Raw genomic sequence first — 21,820 nt, 5'->3', positions numbered from 1 at the left:
TCGCATAACACGCTGTACCCCACGCGAAGGGCCGATATAATGCGGCCCTTTGCCGTTGCTTCGTCTGTCGACGTTTTGCACAGGCCTTTGGCCGCAGCCTCCGTGGAAGAACCTAATGAAAAGCGCAGAAATCCGTGAAGCCTTCCTTCGCTTCTTCGAAGAGCAAGGCCATACCCGAGTAGCCTCCAGCTCTTTGATTCCGGGCAATGACCCGACCCTGCTGTTCACCAACGCGGGGATGAACCAGTTCAAGGACTGCTTCCTGGGCCAGGAAAAACGTGCCTACACCCGCGCGGTGAGCAGCCAGAAATGCGTGCGTGCCGGCGGCAAGCACAACGACCTGGAAAACGTCGGCTATACCGCTCGTCACCACACGTTCTTCGAAATGCTGGGTAACTTCAGCTTCGGCGACTATTTCAAGCGCGACGCCATCACCTTCGCCTGGACCTTCCTGACCTCCGACAAATGGCTGAACCTGCCGAAGGAGAAGCTTTGGGTAACGGTCTATGCCACCGATGACGAAGCCTATGACATCTGGACCAAAGAGGTCGGTGTCCCGGCCGAGCGCATGGTGCGCATCGGCGACAATAAAGGCGCGCCTTACGCCTCCGACAACTTCTGGACCATGGGCGATACCGGCCCGTGCGGCCCTTGCACCGAGATCTTCTACGATCACGGCGCCGACATCTGGGGTGGCCCACCCGGCTCGCCGGAAGAGGACGGCGACCGCTACATCGAGATCTGGAACAACGTGTTCATGCAGTTCAACCGCACCGCCGATGGCGTGTTGCATCCGCTGCCAGCGCCATCGGTCGACACCGGCATGGGCCTGGAACGGATCAGTGCGGTGTTGCAGCACGTTCACTCCAACTACGAAATCGACCTGTTCCAGAGCCTGCTGGACGCTTCGGCCAAGGCCATCGGTTGCACCAACGACAACCAGGCTTCGCTGAAAGTGGTCGCCGACCATATCCGTTCCTGCGGCTTCCTGATTGCTGACGGCGTGTTGCCGTCCAACGAAGGCCGTGGCTACGTGCTGCGCCGGATCATTCGGCGTGCCTGCCGTCACGGCAACAAGCTGGGCGCCAAGGGCAGCTTCTTCTATCAGATCGTTGCGGCACTGGCGGCCGAGATGGGCGAAGCCTTCCCGGAACTCAAAGCCCAGCAGGCCCACATCGAGCGCGTGCTCAAGGCTGAAGAAGAGCAGTTCGCCAAGACCCTGGAACAAGGCCTGAAGATCCTCGAACAGGACCTGGCCGAGCTCAAGGGCAGCGTGGTGCCGGGCGACGTGGTGTTCAAGTTGTATGACACCTACGGCTTCCCGATGGACCTGACCGGCGACATCGCCCGCGAGCGCAACCTGACCCTCGACGAGGCAGGTTTCGAGCGCGAAATGGACGCCCAGCGGGTGCGTGCGCGCTCTGCCAGCTCCTTCGGCATGGACTACAACAGCCTGGTCAAGGTTGACGTGGCCACTGAATTCATGGGCTACGCCGGCACCACTGGTTCGGCAAAGATCGTTGCCATCTATAAGGACGGCCAGTCGGTCGACATCCTGAGCGAAGGCCAGGAAGGCGTGATCGTCCTGGACAAGACACCGTTCTACGCCGAGTCCGGCGGCCAGATCGGCGACAGCGGCTACCTGCAGGCCGGCAGCTCGCGCTTCGACGTGCGCGACACCACCAAGACCGGCGGTGCGTTCCTGCACCACGGCGTGCTGGCCTCGGGCAGCCTGATGGTCGCGGCCCCGGTGGCGGCTCATGTCGACGCCGAGGTTCGCCATGCCACAGCGCTGAACCACTCCGCCACGCACCTGCTGCACGCGGCGTTGCGCCAGGTGCTGGGCGAGCACGTCCAGCAGAAAGGTTCGTTGGTCGACAGTCAGCGCCTGCGCTTTGACTTCAGCCACTTCGAAGCCATCAAGCCTGAACAGCTCAAGGCGCTGGAAGACATCGTCAATGCCGAGATTCGCAAGAACTCCCCGGTAGAGACTGAAGAAACCGACATCGAGACCGCCAAGCAGAAGGGCGCGATGGCGCTGTTCGGCGAGAAGTACGGCGACAGCGTGCGCGTACTGAGCATGGGTGATTTCTCCGTGGAGCTGTGCGGTGGCATCCACGCCACCCGGACCGGCGACATCGGCCTGCTGAAGATCATCAGCGAAGGCGGTGTGGCCGCCGGCGTGCGCCGTATCGAGGCGGTCACCGGCGCTGCGGCCCTGGCGTACCTCAACGCGGCCGAAGAACAACTCAAGGAAGCGGCGAGCCTGATCAAGGGCAGTCGCGACAACCTGATCGACAAGCTGTCGGCGGTGCTGGAGCGCAACCGCGCGCTGGAAAAGCAACTGGAACAGTTGCAGGCCAAGGCCGCCAGCGCCGCGGGCGACGATCTGTCGGCCCAGGCCGTGGACGTCAAGGGCGTGAAGGTGCTGGCCGTGCGTCTCGACGGCCAGGATGGCAAGGCGCTGTTGGCGCTGGTCGATCAATTGAAAAACAAACTCGGCCGTGCAGTGATCCTGCTCGGCAGTGTCCATGAGGAAAAGGTCGTTCTCGTCGCAGGCGTGACCAAAGACCTGACTGGCCAACTCAAGGCCGGTGATTTGATGAAGCAGGCCGCTGCGGCAGTGGGCGGGAAGGGCGGTGGTCGTCCGGACATGGCGCAAGGCGGCGGTACCGACGTCGGCGCACTGGACGCGGCACTGGCCCAGACCGTTGCATTTGTAGAGCAGGGTATTTAAGGCAGCGTCCCGGGTTTGCCGTCTAGTGGCGGGCCCGGCCGCTGTTGTGATCATTGGGCGCCCTTCAGGGGCAGAGGCGGCTTTGAAATGGCTTTGATCGTACAGAAATTTGGCGGCACCTCGGTCGGTACTGTCGAGCGAATCGAACAGGTCGCCGACAAGGTTAAGAAATTCCGTGATGCGGGCGATGACCTGGTGGTCGTGCTGTCGGCAATGAGCGGCGAGACCAACCGTCTGATCGATCTGGCCAAGCAAATCAGCGGCGACCAGCAACCGGTTCCCCGCGAGCTGGACGTGATCGTTTCCACCGGCGAACAGGTGACCATCGCCTTGCTGGCCATGGCGTTGATCAAGCGTGGCGTGCCGGCGGTGTCCTACACCGGCAACCAGGTCCGTATCCTGACGGACAGCGCGCACAACAAGGCGCGTATCCTGCAGATCGACGATCAGAAGATTCGCGGTGACCTGAAGGCGGGTCGCGTCGTGGTCGTGGCCGGTTTCCAGGGCGTGGACGAGCAGGGCAATATCACGACCCTCGGCCGTGGCGGCTCCGACACGACCGGTGTAGCGCTGGCGGCGGCTCTCAAGGCTGACGAATGCCAGATCTACACCGACGTGGACGGCGTCTACACGACCGATCCGCGGGTGGTGCCTGTGGCTCAGCGCCTGGACAAGATCACGTTCGAAGAGATGCTGGAAATGGCCAGTCTCGGCTCAAAGGTGTTGCAGATCCGGGCGGTCGAATTCGCTGGCAAGTACAACGTTCCGCTGCGCGTTCTGCACAGCTTCAAAGAGGGTCCGGGCACCCTCATTACTATTGATGAAGAGGAATCCATGGAACAGCCGATCATTTCCGGCATCGCTTTCAACCGCGATGAAGCCAAGCTGACCATCCGTGGCGTGCCAGACACCCCCGGCGTGGCGTTCAAGATTCTCGGCCCGATCAGTGCCGCGAACATCGAAGTCGACATGATCGTGCAGAATGTCGCGCACGATAACACCACTGACTTCACCTTCACCGTGCACCGCAACGACTACCCGGCTGCTGAGGCAGTGCTGAAGAAGACCGCAGGCGAGATCGGTGCCCGGGAAGTGGTGGGCGATACGAAGATCGCCAAGGTTTCGATCGTCGGTGTCGGCATGCGCTCCCACGCAGGCGTGGCCAGCCGGATGTTCGAAGCGCTGGCCAAGGAAACCATCAACATCCAGATGATCTCGACCTCGGAAATCAAGGTTTCCGTGGTGATCGAAGAGAAGTACCTGGAGTTGGCCGTGCGCGCCCTGCACACGGCTTTCGAACTCGACGCCGCTGCCCGGCAGGGCGAGTAAGCGTTGGCCTGAGGGCGCGGCTGGACCGCGCCCTTTGTTTTTTTGAATGGCGCGTCCCAAAACTGTTCTTTTGCCCGCGCTGGTCAATACTAAGGCTTGGAGGCTTCGACCGTTTCGGTTGCAGGTCCATGCCTTTTTTGCCGACTGTTGTCCCTGAACTGAATTGCGTGAGGAGAAAGGTATGCTGATTCTGACCCGTCGGTGTGCGGAAAGCCTGATTATTGGCGATGGTGAGATCACCGTAACCGTGCTTGGCGTCAAAGGAAACCAGGTGCGTATCGGCGTCAATGCCCCGAAAGAGGTTGCTGTACACCGGGAGGAAATTTACCTGCGTATCAAGAAAGAGAAGGACGACGAACCAAGCCATTAATTTTTATCGATTTTTATGTTTGCAAACGGGGAGGAAGGTGGTTAATATACGCCCCGTGTTGCGGAGAGCTGGCCGAGTGGCCGAAGGCGCTCCCCTGCTAAGGGAGTACACCTCAAAAGGGTGTCGGGGGTTCGAATCCCCCGTTCTCCGCCATTATTCGTTTAGTGCGTCAGAACCTGGCTTTTTCAGTAAGTGCTTGAAATTACTGAAAAAAGCGCTTTACAAAAGGATTTGACGACCTATAATGCGCGGCAACAAATGCACTCGTAGCTCAGCTGGATAGAGTACTCGGCTACGAACCGAGCGGTCACAGGTTCGAATCCTGTCGAGTGCACCATTTAAGAGTTATTTGCAGCGTTGCAAATTACTTGGCTTCAACCAGTTGTGATCTGGTATAAAACCACAACTTGCACTCGTAGCTCAGCTGGATAGAGTACTCGGCTACGAACCGAGCGGTCACAGGTTCGAATCCTGTCGAGTGCACCAAACACCAAAAAGCCCGCGTTTAACGCGGGCTTTTTGCTATCTACAATTTGCCTTTCACGCATCCTTCCTCATCGAACACGATTTCTGCGCTGCGGCCTTTCTTCGCCGCGTAGGTGTATCGCGTGCTCGAATTCCTGATCTTGATCGAGTGTGGCTTGCCCAGGGCGCTCTCCACATCTTGCTGGCTCATGCCGGCAATGATGCGCTTCTCCAAGATGGCTTCCCGGCGTTGCCTGGCACTGATGAGGTTGCCGCAACGGTCTTCGAACTGGCCGACCACGGTCGGTTCTTTGCGTCCGGTTCTTCTATTACTAGAGGTTGGCCGGGGCTCGGCTTCCGGCAGCATCGATTCGGTCGTCGGCGCGATCGTGCCCGGGCTGTAGGGGCGTATGTGTTGCAGCGACAGGTCCTCCTCCGGTCCGCAGCTCAAGGTCGTGAATGTCACGTGTCCCGCACTGCTCTCGCAGCGATGAACTGTTTGCCCGGCCGCCCAGGAGGGCAGGCAGCACAGGAGGGCGAGTAGAAAAATAGAGCGACTGAACGGCATTCGAGCGCCTTCCTTGACGGTTGAAAGGTGGGTTGATGCAGGGCCTGAGGGAGCAAAGCTTTGCTCTCACATGGCTGGCTGGTATCAGGGTAGGCGCTACATTTACAACGGCGTGTGTGTTTTCTTTTCAGGATAAGTCGTCGTAAAGAGACAGGTTCAGCCTATGTTCAGGTTTGTCTCGCAAGCGCTTGTTCTTGCCATGATTTTTTAACGTTTTAAAGCGTCAAGCGGTGTATGATTGCGCCCGTCAGCCCCGCCGGGGCTTTGGAAAATTTCCATGGACTTACCCAGTAGTTACTCAATATTCAGCTTTGCCAATCATGAATTGACTGATTGATCCTTCCGGCGTGCTCCACTGCTGGGAGTGGAGTTCGCCTATGACCCAAGTAGAAGTAAAAAAAACGCAGGAAAGCCTTCAGGATCGTCTTGCTCAAGTCGTTGAGCTGCTGCAGCGCCAGCGGGTCGTCGAAGACCTGACGCATCGCCAGGAAGGTCCGCACCACGATCGGGTGGAGAACCTGGTCCACCGACAGAACCTCGTCGAGCTGCAGCGCAAGCTCGATGACCTGCACTCCGCCGACGTCGCCTACATTCTTGAAGCCCTGCCACTGGAAGAGCGTCTGACGGTCTGGCAGTTGGTCAAGGCTGATCGCGACGGCGACATCCTGCTCGAAGTCTCCGACTCGGTCCGGGAAACCCTGATCGCCGACATGGATGACCACGAGTTACTCGCGGCCGCCAAGGAAATGGACGCCGACGAACTCGCCGACCTGGCACCCGAACTGCCCCGGGACGTCGTCCACGAACTGATGGAAACCCTCGACGGCCAGCAACGTGAGCGTGTGCGCTCGGCGCTGTCCTATGACGAGGAGCAGGTCGGTGCGCTGATGGACTTCGAGATGGTGACGATCCGCGAGGATGTCAGCCTTGAAGTGGTATTGCGCTACCTGCGTCGCCTCAAGGAGCTGCCGGGGCACACCGACAAACTCTTCGTGGTGGATTACGACGGCGTGCTGAAGGGCGTGCTGCCCATCAAGCGGCTGCTCGTCAACGACCCGGAAAAGCAGGTGGCCGAAGTCATGGCCAGCGATCCGGTGAGCTTTCACCCGGACGAAAACGCCTATGATGCGGCCCAGGCGTTTGAGCGGTATGACTTGATTTCTGCGCCGGTGGTCGACAAGAACGGCAAGTTGATCGGCCGTCTGACCATCGACGAGATGGTCGACCTGATTCGTGAGGAAAGCGAAAGCGAAGTCCTCAACATGGCCGGTCTGCGCGAAGAAGAAGACATCTTTGCCTCGGTCTGGAAATCCCTGCGTAACCGTTGGGCCTGGCTGGCGATCAATCTGATTACGGCATTTGTCGCCTCTCGGGTCATTGGCCTGTTCGAAGGCTCCATCGAGAAGCTGGTGGCGCTGGCGGCATTGATGCCCATCGTGGCGGGGATCGGCGGCAACTCCGGCAACCAGACCATCACCATGATCGTCCGTGCCATGGCGCTGGACCAGGTCAGTACCGGCAATACTTCGCGCTTGATGCGCAAGGAGCTGGCCGTTGCCTTGATCAACGGCCTGGTTTGGGGTGGGGTGATCGGCGTGGTGGCTTATCTGCTGTACGGCAGCTGGTCGCTGGGGGTGGTGATGACTGCCGCGATGACACTCAACTTGTTATTGGCAGCACTGATGGGGGTCTTGATTCCCATGACCCTGGCGCGCACGGGGCGTGACCCGGCCATGGGGGCCAGTGTGATGATCACTGCGGTGACCGACAGCGGCGGCTTCTTCATTTTCCTGGGGCTGGCGACGATTTTCCTGCTCTGAACCGCTCGTTCCCACGCTCTGTGGGAACATGCAGCCTAAGACGCTCTGCGTCGCTTTCGAAGCCGAACGCGGAGCGTCCTTGAGGTATTCCCACGCGGAGCATGGGATCGATCACAGTCGAGCCCAGATCCCAGGCAAAAAAAAGCCAGCACAAGGCTGGCTTGAATAGCTTGGTGCGATCAGGACGCGTCTGCGGCCATCTCTGCATCATGAGCGATCAGCGAAACGAGGGCGTTCTGCTGACGATGAGAAAGTTGTCGGAAGCGCTGCAGCAGCTCGCGCTCATGCAGCGACAGCTCCGGGCTGTCCAGGCGCATGCTCAACTCTTCACCCAACGCACCTTCCTGGATCAGGCTTTGCTCAAGGCGCGCGATGATTTCAGAGTTCATGCTGCGGTGATGATTACGAGCCACCTCGGCAATGCGTTCTCGCATTCCTTCTGGCAGACGTACGACGAACTTGTCAGCCGTACGGCTGGAATAAATTGCCTGTTTCATTGGGCGCATATATTTAACCGGTTAGTTCAGGGGAGCGGTTCTCGGGATTTGGCCGCAGGATGTCGATAGGACAGGCTCCGAAGCCAAATGTTCAACCTGAATCGTTAAGAGGCCCGCATCATGCCTCAAAATTGCCAGATCATTGGCGCCAATTCTGTGACAAATTCTGATCCGCGTAAAGGCGTTATGCCAGTACCCTTCATCAAAAAATGCGGACTGGTTTGAAAAAATGAGCAGGGCCGCATTGTGTGACCGTGGCATCGTGTCGATGTGCCATACCGTTTGGCGGATAACCGCAATGAAGCAGAAGGCGGTGTCTCGTCCGTGCAGTGTACAGGATAGTGGCAATTTGCCGATTTACTAGGTTGGGCGTGCCTACGGCAGATGAGCGGCGGTCATTTTTAACCCTTGGTCTTCGAACCTGCCGGCTGAACCATTCGCCTACACTTAAATAGTCTTGGACAACATGACAAACGCAGGACAGGTCGTTAACATGCACGCCGTCCTACGCACCGCGTTTCTCGTGGTCGACGTGTGTCTCAGTAGCTCAATTGGATAGAGCATCCCCCTCCTAAGGGGAAGGTTGGCAGTTCGAACCTGCCCTGGGACACCATTATCACACCTGCCTCTCCTGCATATCCGCTTAACGGAATGCCACGTCCTGCCGATAACCTGACGAGCCCTGCTTTCTCCAGCGTTTCGCCACGCAGGAGCCACTCGCAATGTGCGCCATGGCACAACCTGACCAAGAGGTTTTCCAAGCCGCTTGATCACGAATGCCGGGCGACTATCATCTGCGCGCTACACAGGGCCGCGAAACGGCGTTTGCTAGTCTTGCCATTGGGTGCATCTTCTTACTTGCCTGGACATCCTCGATGCTGGCGTACCACCAAAAAAGTTTTCTGATCGTCGATGATTTCTCGGATTTCCGCAGCTCGATCCGCTCCATGTTGCGTGAGCTGGGCGTCAAGGACGTGGACACCGCCGACACCGGCGAAGTGGCGCTGCGCATGTGCTCGCAGAAGCGCTACGACTTCATTCTGCAGGACTATCACCTGGGTGACGGGCGCAAGAACGGCCAGCAGGTTCTGGAAGACCTGATGGTCGAGAAGCTGATCAGCCATGAAAGTGTATTTCTCATGGTGACAGCCGAGACCAGTCAGGCGATGGTGCTCAGTGCCCTGGAGCATGAGCCCGATGCGTACCTGACCAAGCCGTTCAACCGCTCCGGCCTGGCCCAGCGGCTGGAGCGTCTGGAACAGCGCAAGACGTTGCTCAAGCCGATCCTCCAGGCGCTGGATCGCGGCAAGCCCATGGAAGTGCTCAATGCGTGCATCGCCCTGTGCAAGCAGGATCCGCGCTACGGGCCGTTGTGTCTGCGTTATCGGGCCGATGCGTTGCGCGACCTGAATCAGAACGAAGCGCTGGAGCGCCTGTACAACACCATCCTGGCGGATCGCCCGCTGCCTTGGGCTTATGCGGGCCTGGGCAAGTTGCTGTTCAAGCGCGGTCAGGTGTTGCAGGCCAAGGACGTCTACGAAAAGGCGCTGAAAACCTTCCCGATGATGCCGGCCTTGTACGACGGCATGGCCGATGTGCTGGTGGCCGAAGGCGACACGAAGCAGGCGCAGAGGGTGCTGGAAGAGGCGGTTCGCCTGTCGCCCCTGGCGGTGCGCCGCCAAGCGCTGTTGGGCAAGTTGGCGATGACCAACGAAGACTATGACACCGCGTCCAGGGCCTATCGCCAGGCGGTCGGGCAGGGTGCGCAGTCGCGCTTCAAGGACCCGGAGACCAACCTGGGCCTGGCCCATGCGCTGATCAGCAAGGGCAGCGAAAAGGGTCTGGATACGCGCACGCGGCTGGAGATCAACACCACCCTCAGCGCTGTGGCGAAGGAAAACCTCAACGACCCGGGCCTGCAGGTTCGGGCGCGATTGATGAAGGCCACGAGCCTGCTGCTCAACGATGCTGAAACCGCAGAAAAGCTCACCGAACAGGCCTTGCAGCGTCTTGATGGCATGGAGCAGTTCATGAGCGCCGAGGCCGCGCTGCTGGTTGCCAAGCAATTGCAGATGCTCGGCCAGACCAGCGCCGGTGAGTCGATGCTGAAGAACTGCGCAGAGATCTACGGCGATGACCCGACGGTGATGCAAGGCATCGCCAAACTCACCGACGACCCGAACATCCTCAATCAGGGCAATGCCGCCGCCGAGCTGAACCGCGAGGGCGTGCGTGTCTACAAGACCGGCGCGCTGCCGGAGGCGCGGGAGCTGTTCCGGCGTGCCCTGAAGCTGCAACCGAAGAACATCAGTATTGCCCTGAACATGGCGCAGTCCCTGCTGCATGGCACCGATACCAGTGTGGAGTCGGAGCTGCTGCAGGAGTGCCGCGCCTGTCTGAAACTGGTGGGCATGATGCCCGACACCGATGCGCGTTTTGCGCGTTATCAGAAACTGCGAAGCAAGGCATTTGGCGATGAATGACAGCGAACAGGCTCTCGATTTTTCCACGGTGATCGCGTCGACCGTGCACGACATGAAGAACTCCCTGACCTTGCTCATGCAGGCGCATACGCAATGGCTCGAGCGGTTGCCCGATGCCGAGCGACAGACCTCGGAGCAGGGCGTCATCGAGTTCGAGTTCGCCCACCTCAATGGCTTGATGGTGCAACTGCTGGGGCTGTACAAGCTCGGCGTCAACCAGTTGCCGCTGCACCCGGCCTACCATGAGCTGGATGACTTCATCGAGGCGCAACTGGCCGCTCATCAGGACGTGTTCCGCAGCCGCGGGATCATGGCGACTTATGAAGTCGACCCACTCAGTCCCCTGGGTTTTTTCGACCGCGAGCTCGTTGCGTCGGTGCTCGACAACTGCATCACCAATGCCATTCGCCATGGGCGCCAGGCCCTGTTGGTCAGTGCGAGTGACGAGGCCGGGCAGTTGGTGCTGACCATCAACGATGACGGCGAGGGTTACCCGGCCGAGATGATCGAGCGCCAGGCCGATTACGTGCAGGGCATCAACCACAGCAGTGGCAGCACCGGGCTGGGCTTGTACTTCGCGGCGCGAATCGCCGCGCTGCATCAGCGTGGCGGTGTGAGTGGGCGCACCGAGATAGCCAATGGTGGCGTACTGGGTGGCGGGGTGTTCAGGATCTACCTGCCCTGAACCCTTGATCAGCAAAGGCAGACCACATGGAATATTTGCCCGGCGTTTATTCTTTCTCCCTGCTTGATATTCCGAACAGCCGAAGCCTATTTTGTACGGGTTGCCGTTCGCGGCTCGCTATAAACAAAGGATTGCGTCATGACGACCGATGGCCAGCGTTCACTCGCGCAGCGATTGACGGGCATTGATGAGATTGAATGTGTCACGCCGGACTTGAATGGCGTGCCACGGGGCAAGGTGATGACCGCCGAGGGTTTCCTTGAGGGTCGACGGTTGCAGTTGGCGCGTGGCGTACTGCTGCAATGCATCATGGGGGGATATCCGGCGGCACGTTTTTACGGCAGTGACGACGGCGACCTGGCACTGGTGGCCGATCCACAGCAGATCCACCGCCTGCCCTGGAGCCAACAGCCGCGTGCGTTGGCGATCTGTGACGCCGATGAACTGACCGGTGAAAGCTCCCGTCTTTCCACGCGCGGCCAGCTCAAGGCTGTGATCGCTCGCTATGCAGCCCTGGGCCTGGCGCCCGTCGTGGCGACCGAGCTTGAGTTCTTCGTGTTTGCGCCCAACCCTGACCCGACCCAGTCGTTCCTGCCGCCGCTGGGCCTGGATGGACGTCGCGAAGACGGCCACTCAGCCTTCAGCATCAGTTCCAACAATGGCCTGCGTCCGTTCTTCAATGAGGTCTATGCCTGCATGGCGGCGCTGGGCTTGCCCCGTGACACGTTCATGCACGAGATGGGCGTGAGCCAGTTCGAAATCAATCTGCTTCACGGCGACCCTTTGTTGCTGGCTGACCAGACCTTCCTGTTCAAGCACCTGCTCAAGGAAGTGGCGCTCAAGCACGGGCTGATCGTGGTCTGCATGGCCAAGCCCCTGGCGCACACGGCGGGCAGCTCGATGCACATCCACCAGAGCATCGTCGAGCTGGGCAGTGGGCGCAATGTGTTCAGCGACGAAGCGGGCGAGCCGACGGCGACGTTCCGGCACTTCATCGGCGGCCAGCAGGCCGGCCTGGCGGACTTCACGGCGCTGTTTGCGCCCAACGTGAATTCCTACCATCGCTTGTGCCATCCGTTCGCATCGCCAAACAATGCCTGCTGGTCCCATGACAACCGTTCGGCCGGGTTGCGGATTCCTGCCAGTTCACCGGTGGCCCGGCGGGTGGAGAACCGCTTGCCGGGTGCCGATGCCAACCCCTACCTGGCGATTGCCGCCAGCCTGGCTGCCGGGCTTCATGGCATTGAGAACCGCCTGGAGCCAAGCGCGGCGATCCAGGGTGAATTCGAGGTGCCGGATAATCTTTCGTTGCCATGTACCTTGCATGCTGCGCTGGAGCGTCTGAAGCGTAGTCATCTGGCGAAGGAACTGTTCGGTGCGGAGTTCATCGAAGGCTACATCGCCTCGAAGACCCTGGAGCTGACCAGCTTCTTTGATGAAATCACCCCCTGGGAGCGGCGCGTTCTGGCGGCCCAGGCATAACGAATCGTTGCATTCGGGCTATCTTCAAAGATAGCCCCTACCCACCTCAAGGAGCCGCTCGGAACGCCGATGCGCCAAATCTGGAAACCTTTTCGAGCGCTGTATTTCGCCTCGCTGATGATGTTGATCGGCTCCGGCCTGTTGAGTACCTACCTGGCCTTGCGTCTGGCCGCCGACCACGTCGACAGCCTGTGGGTCGGTGCGCTGATGGCCGCCAACTATTTCGGCCTGGTACTGGGCGGCAAGATCGGCCATCGACTGATCGCCCGCGTCGGGCATATCCGTGCCTATTCGGCCTGTGCCGGGATCGTCGGGGCGGCGGTGCTGGGCCACGGGCTGGTGAATTGGCTGCCGGCCTGGATCGTGCTGCGGATGATCGTCGGCCTCGGCATGATGTGCCAGTACATGGTCATCGAGAGCTGGCTCAACGAACAGGCCGACGCCAAGCAGCGTGGGGTGGTGTTCAGCGGCTACATGATTGCCTCGTACCTGGGGATGGTATTGGGGCAACTGATCTTGGTGATTCACCCGGCCCTGGGCCTGGAGCTGCTGATGCTGGTGGCGCTGTGTTTCGCCCTGTGCCTGGTGCCGGTGGCGCTGACCCGGCGGATTCACCCGGCCGCGTTGCATCCGGCACCGATGGAGCCGCGCTTTTTCATCAAGCGCGTGCCGCAGTCGCTGAGCACGGTGTTGGGCTCGGGGCTGATCGTCGGCTCGTTCTATGGCCTGGCGCCGCTGTATGCCTCCCAGCAGGGCCTGTCGACCGAGCAGGTCGGTCTGTTCATGGGTAGCTGCATTTTTGCCGGCTTGCTGGTGCAGTGGCCCCTGGGCTGGCTGTCCGACCGCTACGACCGGGCGTTGCTGATCCGTTGCTTTGCGCTGGCCCTGGCGGTGTGCGCGATGCCGTTGGCGATCCTCTCGAATGTGCCGCTGCAAGTGCTGTTCGTCGCGGGGTTCTTCTGCTCGCTGGTGCAGTTCTGCCTGTACCCGCTGGCGGTGGCGTTTTCCAACGACCACGTCGAGGCGGATCGGCGGGTGTCGCTGACCGCTATGCTGCTGGTGACCTATGGCGTCGGGGCGAGCATCGGGCCGCTGGTGGCCGGGGTGTTGATGAAGATGTTCGGCAGCCACATGTTGTATGCATTTTCTGCCTTCTTCGCTTTGGTGCTGGTGTGGCGGATCCGGCCGAAAGCGGTCACCAATCTGCATCAGGTCGACGACGCTCCGCTGCATCACGTGGCAATGCCGGACAGCATGTCCAGTTCACCCTTGGTCGCGTGCCTCGACCCTCGTGTGGATGAGCAGGTGGTGCAGGAGCAGATGCAGGCGCCAGCGACTCCCGAGGCTGAACCTGAGCCAGAGCCGGTCACAGAGGCCGAATCAGCAGGTGATGAGGCGCAGGCGCCCAGTTTTACGCAAGCCAGGCCATAAATCGCGCATGAAAAAAACGGGCAGTCGCCGCAAGGGACTGCCCGTTTTCTTATGGAGCGAGATCAAAGGTCGTCTTTGTCGAAACGACGGGCTTCACGCTGGAGCTGGTAGACGAAACGCTCGACCTGCCGCTGCACCAGCCCGCTGATATTGTGGAAGCGCACGCCGGCGAAGGTGGTGTTGATCCTTTCTTCGAAGTGCAGGTAGCGCAACTCGACCGGCGCGGTCATGTTGCCGAAGGGCAGGGCGGCGATGAAACGCTCGTAGACCTGGCCCAATTGCAGGCGTTCGGTAATGTCACCTTCAAAGCGCAGCTTGCAACCGGTGGCGGAGATGTCCAGCAGCTTGCCTCTTGCCGGTGACTTGAGTTTGTCGCCGCCCAGTTCGACGTCCACCAGTTGCGCCAGCTTCAAGGCCGCGCGAAAGGCATTGCGACGTTGGTGGTAGACCACTTCGTCGGGCAGCGCGCCGCGATAGCAACGACCGTCGCCGGTCTCGGAGATGGTCAGCGGACCCTTGCCTTCCCAGGCGATGCGCACGCCATCATGAAACCCTTCGACACGAAACGGCTCCCCCGCCAGCAAGAAGCGCTCGCCATCGCGGGGGATCATTTCGTCCAGAGCGATGGAATTGCTCTCGCGGTCGACATCCACCAGATAGCTCTGGAAGCGCTGGGTGCGCTCGTGGAAGGTGATGATCAGCGGATCGTGGCTCTCTTGCAGCATGCGCAGGTTGCCGGAGATTTCCAGGGGCGTGGTAAGGACCTTGGGCGGTTGCGGAGCATCATCCGCGTTTGAGGCATTGAACACGGTAGGTCAATCTCCAGGCAAAATACGACTACGAAGGGCCAGCATTTTGCCAGCATGTAGCGCGCGTTGATAGAGCGCCGGCATTGTTCGTTTCATGCCTGGCTGAGCGGGCGGTGCTTGACCATCTTGGCGGTCGAACCGCGAGCGTCATACAAGGTAGGGATTTCACCGCCGTTGAGGATGCGCAACTGATTGGCGGTGGCGGCCTGTTGTACCTGGATCGACTGGCCATTGCGCACGTTGGCGGCCTGGCACTGGGCAAGCAGCTCATTGAGCACTTCGCTTTGAGACAGCAATTGATCGCCGATCGGCGACTGGCTGGCGAATTGCGCAAGGCCGTCCTGGTTGGCGGGCAGGTTGAGGCTGGCGAGGATCTCGCTGCGCTTGCGGCCATGCTGGTCGAGCAAGATGATCAATGCCTGTTTGCGTGCCAGGATATTTTCCAGCAAGGGCATGTCGCGACCGTGCAGGGCCAGTGATTCGGTCTGCAATAGCTCCAGCAATTGTTGTGCTGGAACGAAGTCATCGATGATCAGTTGCAATAAATTCGTGTCGTGCATGGCTGGCCTTGGGTCTTAGCGTCCAAAAGCCTGGCGCAGGCGGCGGCCTAGCGCTGGGCTTCGAAGTTGAGCAGTTTGCTGGCTACGCGGTTGCTGTCGACTTTATAGCTGCCATCGGCGATAGCTGCTTTCAACTCGGCCACGCGGGCGTTGTCGACGACAGGTTGATCGCGCAGCTTGTCAGTGACCTTCTGCAACTGCTGAGCCTCATTGCTGAGGTGAACCGACTCTCCATTGCTGACGTGTTCGGCCGGAGTAGACTGCGGCGCGGATTTGTCGGCTTCCTTGCTGGCGCTGGTACGCGTAGTGCCTGTCAACGGTGAAGAGCTGTTTAAACGATTGAAGTCGATGACCATGGTAGAAAACCTCTGGATATTTGGACGCTTGCCATGTTTTCGGCTATCCCTGAAAAAACTTTAGGCTCAATTATCCAATGAGCGTGCGCACGTCCGCGCTTGCCTTTGCGTAAAGGCACAGTCTAGGGAACACCGGGATCAAGCGCCAGCTTTCTACCCGTCCTGCCAGATCACTACATGGCCACCTCTACCTGCCCCGGCGCTGTTACTTGCGCCTTGATCACTCGCTGAGAGTTGAGGTTCTTCACTCGGATCTGTTCCAGCATGCCGCCATTGGAAAGTGCTTCCCCCGGCATTCTGACGGCCACGCCGCCACTGCGCGCGGTGATGACCACCTGATCGCCCTTGCGCACGACCTCTGCCTGCTCCAGATGGACGAGTGTGACGATCTGGTCGGCGACCATTGGTCGGACAAGTTTCTGCCCGATGGCCTGATCGACCGAGGTCAGGAACCCCTGGGTGACCACGCTGACGTCCCGTTCCCGCAACGTGACGTCCTGGGGCTCGACGATTCCGGAGCGCTTGAGCGGCCGGGTGGTGGTGACAATTTCACGGAATAGATGCACTTGGGCGGGCACAAACACTGTCCACGGCGCCGTACTGTCGCAACGAACCTTCACCGTGACGCGACCCAGGGGGCGGGCGGGGCTCTCCAGCGAAGCAGTCAATTCCTTGTCGCACATCGGCATGCGCAGACGCGGGTCGAGCTGATTGACTTCGATTTCATAGCGACCTTCGGTTTGACTGGTTGCCAGATAGTCTTCTACGGTGAATTCAAGAAAGCCCTGAGTGACGCCGATAAGGAGATCAGGCAAGGTAACCGGAGCCTCCGCAAGGGCGGGGTTGCCGGTGGTGAACAGGCAGGCAGCCAACAGTGCACCGAGCCAGTGGCGGCAGTGAGTGGTCAGGCGTCGAGAAAATGTCGTTTGTGCATTCATGCCGGTTGAATAGCAAGCCCCGTGCCGTTTAGTGATGAATGCGCGTCGGACCCATTAGCGTTAGGTAGGAGTCAGGGCATGGCGGGAGTAATGGATTCGGTAAACCAGCGTACACAGCTGGTCGGTCAGAATCGCCTGGAGCTGTTGCTGTTCCGTCTGGATGGCAAGCAGTTGTACGGGATCAACGTATTCAAGGTTCGCGAGGTGCTGCAATGCCCCAAGCTGACCCTGATGCCCAAGTCCAGTCCCGTGGTGTGTGGTGTAGCGAACATTCGGGGCGCGACCATCCCGATTCTCGACCTGGCGATGGCGACCGGTTCGGGGCGGTTGATGGATCAGAGCAATCCGTTTGTGATCATCACCGAGTACAACACCAAGACCCAGGGTTTCCTGGTGCGTTCAGTGGAGCGCATCGTCAACATGAACTGGGAAGAGATCCATCCACCGCCCAAGGGCACCGGCCGCGATCACTACCTGACGGCAGTGACCCGGGTCGATAACCAATTGGTGGAAATCATCGACGTGGAGAAGATCCTCGCCGAAGTGGCGCCGACGACGGAAACGATTTCCCATGGCGTCGTGGATGCCGAAACCCAGCACAAAGCGGTTTCCTTGCGGGTGCTGACCGTCGACGATTCGTCGGTGGCACGCAAGCAGGTGACCCGCTGTCTGCAAACGATCGGCGTCGAAGTGGTGGCGTTGAACGATGGACGGCAGGCGCTGGATTATCTGCGCAACCTGGTCGATGAGGGCAAGAAGCCGGAAGAGGAGTTCCTGATGATGATCTCCGACATCGAGATGCCGGAGATGGACGGGTACACCCTGACGTCGGAAATCCGCAACGATCCGCGTATGCAAAAATTGCATATCATCCTTCACACGTCGTTGTCCGGTGTCTTCAACCAGGCGATGGTCAAGAAAGTCGGGGCCGACGATTTCCTGGCGAAGTTCCGGCCCGATGACCTGGCGTCCCGGGTGGTCGACCGAATCAAGTCAGCAGAATAAAAGTCGGGCGCATTGTGCGCCCGGCACGTCAACACAATGAAAGAGGCGGTATCTTGTCTACGGGTAATTTGGATTTCGAACAGTTCCGGGTCTTCCTGGAAAAAGCCTGTGGCATATTGCTTGGTGAAAACAAGCAATATCTGGTGTCGAGCCGTCTCAACAAATTGATGGAGCAGCAGGGCCTCAAGTCGTTGGGCGAACTGGTGCAGCGTATCCAGACCCAGCCGCGCAGTGGTTTGCGCGAGATGGTGGTGGATGCGATGACCACCAACGAAACCCTGTGGTTTCGCGATACGTATCCGTTCGAAGTATTGAAGAACAAAGTGCTGCCGGCGGCCATCAAGGCCAGCCCGGGCCAGCGCCTGCGTATCTGGTCGGCGGCCTGTTCGTCGGGTCAGGAACCCTATTCGCTGTCGATGTCCATCGATGAGTTCGAGCGGACCAACATGGGCCAGTTGAAGGGCGGGGTGCAGATCGTCGCCACCGACCTGTCCGGGACCATGCTCAATAACTGCAAGACCGGTGAGTACGACAGCCTGGCCATTGGTCGTGGCCTGTCGCCTGACCGCCTGCAACGCTACTTCGATCCGAAAGGGCCTGGGCGCTGGATGATCAAGGCGCCAATCAAGAGCCGGGTGGAGTTCCGCTCGTTCAACCTGCTGGACAGCTACGCCAGCCTGGGCAAGTTCGACATCGTGTTTTGCCGCAACGTGCTGATCTACTTCTCCGCCGAAGTGAAGAAGGACATCCTGTTGCGCATCCACAGCACGCTGAAACCGGGCGGCTATCTGTTCCTTGGCGCCTCGGAGGCGTTGAACGGTTTGCCGGACCACTACCAGATGGTCCAGTGCAGTCCGGGGATCATCTACCAGGCGAAGTGAATCGTTCGGGGTGTCAAAAAAACGGGAGTCCTTCAAAGGCTCCCGTTTTTTTATATCTGTTGATTATCTTCTGGGCATCTACATTCCCCTGTGGGAGCGGGCTTGCTCGCGAATGCGATGCAACAGTGGCATTGATGTCGGCTGACACTACGCTTTCGCGAGCAAGCCCGCTCCCACAAAGAAATGCTATTCAGCCCGTTCGAGCGGCAGAAAAGCGGCAGGTAAGCGGAAACCCATTGCCGCTTTTCTGGCATTGCCGCCTTGCCGCTGCCCGCAAAGCCCCGGTTTATGGGGTTTTGAAAAGTGGCATGACGCTTGCTATAGCCATTGCACGTACATTCTGGTCACCAAAGGTTTGCGCCATGAGCATCAGCTTCGAAAAAGCGCTCGGTATCCATGAACAGGCCCTGGGCTTCCGCGCCCAGCGTGCCGAAGTCCTGGCCAACAACATTGCCAACGCCGACACCCCGAACTACAAGGCTCGGGACCTGGACTTTTCCAAAGTGCTCGCCGAGCAGAACGAGAAGACCAAGAACGGCAGCTTCGCCCTGAACATGACCAACAGCCGTCATATCGAGGCCGAAGGCCTGGGCAACGGCGACGAGTCGCTGATGTATCGCACGCCGATGCAGCCCTCGATCGACCAGAACACCGTGGATGCTCAACTGGAACAGTCCAACTACGCGGAAAACTCCGTGAACTTCCAGGCCAGCCTCACCCTGCTCAACAGTAAATTCAAAGGGCTGGTATCAGCCCTGCGCGGAGAGTAAGCCATGTCGATTGCGAGCGTCTTCAACATCGCCGGCAGTGCCATGAGTGCCCAGACCACTCGCCTGAACACCGTCGCCAGTAACATCGCCAACGCCGAGACCGTTTCTTCGAGCATCGACCAGACCTACCGTGCCCGCCACCCGGTATTCGCCACCATGTACCAGGGGGGGCAGTCCGGCGGCAGCGACTCGCTGTTCCAGCAACAGGACGCGGCAGGGCAGGGTGTACAGGTGCTGGGCGTGGTCGAAGACCAGAGCAATCTCGAAGCACGTTACGAGCCAAACCATCCGGCCGCCGACGCCAAGGGTTATGTCTACTACCCGAACGTCAACGTTGTCGAAGAAATGGCCGACATGATTTCCGCCAGTCGTTCGTTCCAGACCAACGCCGAAATGATGAACACCGCCAAAACCATGATGCAGAAGGTCCTGACCCTCGGTCAGTGATAAGGGGCGAGTCACATGAGCGTTACTAACAGCACCGGTGGTTTGAGTCTCAACGATATCCTGGCCAACTCCTCGGTCAAGACGCCGACCACCACCGATGGTCTCTCGTCGCTGACGGGCGCCGCGACGGGCAAGAAGGAGCTGGGCAAGGATGCGTTCCTGCAATTGCTGGTCACCCAGCTGAAGAACCAGAACCCGCTCGAGCCCCAGGATAACGGTGAATTCGTCGCCCAGTTGGCGCAGTTCAGCAGCCTGGAAGGCATCACCACCCTCAACACGACCGTGAGCGGCATCGCCGGCAACTACAACTCGTCCCAGGCCCTGCAGGCCTCGTCGCTGGTTGGACGTTCGGTCATTGCCCCCGGCGACAAGGCGGTGGTCGACACCTCCAAGAGCCTCAATGGCACGGTGGTGGTCCCGACATCGGTGTCCTCGGTCGCGGTCAAGATCGTCGATAAGGATGGCAAGACCGTGCGCACCATTGACCTGGGCAGCCAGGCGGCCGGCAATTCCGCTTTCATCTGGGATGGCAAGAGCGACGCCGGCACCACGGTCCCCTCGGGCACGTATAACTTTGCAGCCACGACCGCCATCGACGGCAAGCCCACGTCGCTGATCACCAACCTGCCGGCCACGGTCAGCAGCGTGACGATCAGCCAGACGGGCGGTGAGCTGATGCTCAACCTGGCCGGGCTGGGCAGCATTGCCCTGTCCAAAGTACAAACTATTGGTATGTAAGAGCCGACTAACCCGGCAAAGGAGTCAAACATGTCTTTCAACATCGGCCTTAGCGGTCTCTATGCAGCCAATAAGCAGCTGGACGTCACCGGTAACAACATCGCCAACGTGGCGACCACCGGTTTCAAATCGTCCCGCGCGGAATTCGAAGACGTCTACTCGGCCACCAAGCTGGGCTCGGGCAGCAAGACCGTCGGCAACGGCGTGCGCCTGTCCAACGTTTCCCAGCAGTTCGGCCAGGGTGACGTCAACAACACCGGCAACGTGCTGGACATGGGCATCCAGGGCCAGGGCTTCTTCGTCCTGAGCAACGACGGTTCCCTGAGCTACACCCGTGCCGGTACGTTCAAGACCGACAAGGAAGGCTATATCACCAACAGCGATGGCACTTCGAAGTTGCAAGGCTACGGCGTGGATGCGAACGGCAAGATCCAGAACGGGATCCTGACCGACCTGCGTATCGACACCTCCAACCTGCCGCCGAGCGCCACCAGCCTGGTGTCGTCGACCATCAACCTGAACTCGACGGCGACGGCGATCACGGCGGCGTTCAACCCGACCGATACCTCCACCTTCACCAAGCAATTCACCACCCCGGTCTATGACACCCAGGGCAACCAGCATTCCATGGACCAGTACATGGTCAAGACGGCTGGCAACACCTGGAACGTTTATACCTTGATCGACGGCCGCAACCTGGACGGTAGCTTGCCTACCACCACGGGTGCGACCGCGCCGATCTCCTCGACCATGAGCTTTGATTCGAGCGGTAAACTGACTCAGGTCAGCACGCCACCCGTGCCGCCTGCCACCGCGCCGACCATCAACAACGATCTGGTGCTGACGGGTTGGGTTCCCGGCACCGTGACCAACGGTGTATGGGCTGCCAACGGCGCCACGAGTGCGCCATCCATCACGATCTCCATGGGCAAGACCACCCAATTCAACGCCGACACTGCGCGTTCGATCCCGACCCAGAACGGTTACGCCACCGGTCAGATCACCAACCTGACCATCGATGGCTCCGGTGTACTGCTGGCCAACTTCAGCAACAACCAGACCAAGCCGATCGGCCAACTGGCCCTCGCCAGCTTCACCAACGAGCAAGGCCTGCAACCGGTAGGCGGCACCAGTTGGAAGGAAACCTTCTCGTCGGGGATCCCGGGCTACGACGCTCCAACCACCGGTACCCTGGGTTCGATCGTCTCCAACGCCCTGGAAGAGTCCAACGTCAACCTGACCAATGAACTGGTCGAGCTGATCAAGGCCCAGAGCAACTACCAGGCGAACGCCAAGACCATCTCCACCCAGAGCACTATCATGCAGACCATCATTCAGATGGCGTGATGTCGATGGTTGCTTGAAGGTTGTACAAGAAGCCCCTCGCCAGAGGGGCTTTCTTTTGGGTGGGTGTTTTGTATGGCTTCCCCGGCCCCATCGCGAGCAGGC

20 protein-coding genes and 4 tRNA genes are annotated in these 21,820 nt (G+C 59.7%); 18 read left to right on the top strand and 6 right to left on the bottom strand.

Translation table 11 applies throughout. The annotated features are described in order from the left end of the window. The first annotated feature begins 115 nt into the window (after positions 1 to 115). The 6 genes from alaS to J7E36_RS22335 all read left to right on the top strand — a co-directional run bounded on the left by alaS (position 116) and on the right by J7E36_RS22335 (position 4,922). Positions 116 to 2,737 carry an alanine--tRNA ligase gene (gene alaS, locus J7E36_RS22360; protein ID WP_215008024.1) on the top strand — a complete coding sequence of 874 codons (2,622 nt, stop codon included), beginning with the start codon at positions 116 to 118 and terminating at the stop codon, positions 2,735 to 2,737. Between the two features lie 87 nt (positions 2,738 to 2,824). Beyond that, positions 2,825 to 4,066: an aspartate kinase gene (locus J7E36_RS22355; protein WP_215008021.1), complete on the top strand. Its 1,242-nt coding sequence runs from the start codon at positions 2,825 to 2,827 to the stop codon at positions 4,064 to 4,066. Between the two features lie 181 nt (positions 4,067 to 4,247). Continuing rightward, complete coding sequence (gene csrA, locus J7E36_RS22350) at positions 4,248 to 4,436, top strand: carbon storage regulator CsrA (RefSeq protein WP_003178872.1); 189 nt, start codon at positions 4,248 to 4,250, stop codon at positions 4,434 to 4,436. 62 nt (positions 4,437 to 4,498) lie between these two features. Continuing rightward, a tRNA-Ser gene (locus J7E36_RS22345) sits at positions 4,499 to 4,589 on the top strand. Between the two features lie 107 nt (positions 4,590 to 4,696). Then, a tRNA-Arg gene (locus J7E36_RS22340) sits at positions 4,697 to 4,773 on the top strand. A gap of 72 nt (positions 4,774 to 4,845) precedes the next feature. Then, a tRNA-Arg gene (locus tag J7E36_RS22335) sits at positions 4,846 to 4,922 on the top strand. A 40-nt stretch (positions 4,923 to 4,962) separates the two neighbouring features. Here J7E36_RS22335 and J7E36_RS22330 read toward each other — a convergent pair. Beyond that, on the bottom strand, positions 4,963 to 5,469 hold the full coding sequence (locus J7E36_RS22330) for a cell envelope protein SmpA (protein WP_215008018.1): 507 nt from the start codon (positions 5,467 to 5,469) through the stop codon (positions 4,963 to 4,965). A 377-nt stretch (positions 5,470 to 5,846) separates the two neighbouring features. Between J7E36_RS22330 and mgtE the strand changes: the two genes are divergently transcribed. After that, positions 5,847 to 7,289, top strand: a complete 1,443-nt coding sequence (gene mgtE / locus J7E36_RS22325) for a magnesium transporter (RefSeq protein ID WP_215008002.1) — start codon at positions 5,847 to 5,849, stop codon at positions 7,287 to 7,289. A 179-nt stretch (positions 7,290 to 7,468) separates the two neighbouring features. On the opposite strand, the gene J7E36_RS22320 is transcribed toward mgtE, so the two are convergent. Next, a complete protein-coding gene (locus J7E36_RS22320; protein WP_215007999.1) occupies positions 7,469 to 7,795 on the bottom strand; it encodes an Arc family DNA-binding protein in 327 nt (108 codons plus the stop codon). A gap of 527 nt (positions 7,796 to 8,322) precedes the next feature. Between J7E36_RS22320 and J7E36_RS22315 the strand changes: the two genes are divergently transcribed. From J7E36_RS22315 to J7E36_RS22295, 5 genes are all read left to right on the top strand, one after another. Further along, positions 8,323 to 8,399 (top strand) — tRNA-Arg (locus tag J7E36_RS22315). A gap of 262 nt (positions 8,400 to 8,661) precedes the next feature. Next, positions 8,662 to 10,269 carry a tetratricopeptide repeat-containing response regulator gene (locus J7E36_RS22310; protein ID WP_215007996.1) on the top strand — a complete coding sequence of 536 codons (1,608 nt, stop codon included), beginning with the start codon at positions 8,662 to 8,664 and terminating at the stop codon, positions 10,267 to 10,269. Beyond that, a complete protein-coding gene (locus J7E36_RS22305) occupies positions 10,262 to 10,954 on the top strand; it encodes a sensor histidine kinase (RefSeq protein ID WP_215007993.1) in 693 nt (230 codons plus the stop codon). Before J7E36_RS22310 ends, J7E36_RS22305 begins: the two co-directional genes overlap by 8 nt. Before the next feature lie 240 nt (positions 10,955 to 11,194). Continuing rightward, on the top strand, positions 11,195 to 12,436 hold the full coding sequence (locus J7E36_RS22300; RefSeq protein ID WP_215008054.1) for a glutamine synthetase family protein: 1,242 nt from the start codon (positions 11,195 to 11,197) through the stop codon (positions 12,434 to 12,436). Between the two features lie 69 nt (positions 12,437 to 12,505). After that, positions 12,506 to 13,867: an MFS transporter gene (locus J7E36_RS22295; RefSeq protein ID WP_215007990.1), complete on the top strand. Its 1,362-nt coding sequence runs from the start codon at positions 12,506 to 12,508 to the stop codon at positions 13,865 to 13,867. Between the two features lie 62 nt (positions 13,868 to 13,929). Here J7E36_RS22295 and J7E36_RS22290 read toward each other — a convergent pair whose 3' ends face one another. The 4 genes from J7E36_RS22290 to flgA form a co-directional block, all read right to left on the bottom strand. Continuing rightward, the gene (locus tag J7E36_RS22290) at positions 13,930 to 14,676 is read right to left on the bottom strand and encodes a flagellar brake protein (RefSeq protein WP_215007987.1); all 747 of its coding nucleotides are present in this window, start codon (positions 14,674 to 14,676) and stop codon (positions 13,930 to 13,932) included. Between the two features lie 92 nt (positions 14,677 to 14,768). Then, positions 14,769 to 15,236, bottom strand: a complete 468-nt coding sequence (locus J7E36_RS22285) for a flagella synthesis protein FlgN (RefSeq protein ID WP_215007983.1) — start codon at positions 15,234 to 15,236, stop codon at positions 14,769 to 14,771. Positions 15,237 to 15,283: 47 nt separating this feature from the next. Beyond that, positions 15,284 to 15,592 carry a flagellar biosynthesis anti-sigma factor FlgM gene (gene flgM / locus J7E36_RS22280; RefSeq protein WP_215007980.1) on the bottom strand — a complete coding sequence of 103 codons (309 nt, stop codon included), beginning with the start codon at positions 15,590 to 15,592 and terminating at the stop codon, positions 15,284 to 15,286. 173 nt (positions 15,593 to 15,765) lie between these two features. Next, positions 15,766 to 16,530 carry a flagellar basal body P-ring formation chaperone FlgA gene (gene flgA / locus J7E36_RS22275; protein ID WP_215007977.1) on the bottom strand — a complete coding sequence of 255 codons (765 nt, stop codon included), beginning with the start codon at positions 16,528 to 16,530 and terminating at the stop codon, positions 15,766 to 15,768. A 78-nt stretch (positions 16,531 to 16,608) separates the two neighbouring features. On the opposite strand from flgA, the gene J7E36_RS22270 reads away from it, so the two are divergent. The 6 genes from J7E36_RS22270 (at position 16,609) to flgE (ending at position 21,718) form a co-directional block, all read left to right on the top strand. Beyond that, positions 16,609 to 17,535 (top strand): chemotaxis protein CheV, encoded by a 927-nt coding sequence (locus J7E36_RS22270; RefSeq protein WP_215007974.1) that lies wholly within the window; start codon positions 16,609 to 16,611, stop codon positions 17,533 to 17,535. Between the two features lie 53 nt (positions 17,536 to 17,588). Beyond that, on the top strand, positions 17,589 to 18,416 hold the full coding sequence (gene cheR, locus J7E36_RS22265) for a protein-glutamate O-methyltransferase CheR (RefSeq protein WP_215007971.1): 828 nt from the start codon (positions 17,589 to 17,591) through the stop codon (positions 18,414 to 18,416). A 362-nt stretch (positions 18,417 to 18,778) separates the two neighbouring features. Next, positions 18,779 to 19,186 carry a flagellar basal body rod protein FlgB gene (flgB, locus tag J7E36_RS22260; RefSeq protein WP_215007968.1) on the top strand — a complete coding sequence of 136 codons (408 nt, stop codon included), beginning with the start codon at positions 18,779 to 18,781 and terminating at the stop codon, positions 19,184 to 19,186. Between the two features lie 3 nt (positions 19,187 to 19,189). Further along, complete coding sequence (flgC, locus tag J7E36_RS22255; RefSeq protein WP_215007965.1) at positions 19,190 to 19,633, top strand: flagellar basal body rod protein FlgC; 444 nt, start codon at positions 19,190 to 19,192, stop codon at positions 19,631 to 19,633. Between the two features lie 15 nt (positions 19,634 to 19,648). Further along, positions 19,649 to 20,371, top strand: a complete 723-nt coding sequence (gene flgD / locus J7E36_RS22250; protein WP_215007963.1) for a flagellar hook assembly protein FlgD — start codon at positions 19,649 to 19,651, stop codon at positions 20,369 to 20,371. A 30-nt stretch (positions 20,372 to 20,401) separates the two neighbouring features. Further along, a complete protein-coding gene (gene flgE, locus J7E36_RS22245) occupies positions 20,402 to 21,718 on the top strand; it encodes a flagellar hook protein FlgE (protein ID WP_215007960.1) in 1,317 nt (438 codons plus the stop codon). Positions 21,719 to 21,820: the final 102 nt, after the last annotated feature.

Origin of the sequence: Pseudomonas fluorescens (genome assembly GCF_018614775.1) — a bacterium.
Classification (GTDB): domain Bacteria; phylum Pseudomonadota; class Gammaproteobacteria; order Pseudomonadales; family Pseudomonadaceae; genus Aquipseudomonas; species Aquipseudomonas fluorescens_BY.
The sequence above is the reverse complement of the archived record's forward strand: the minus strand, read 5'-3'. Positions and strand labels throughout refer to the sequence as shown.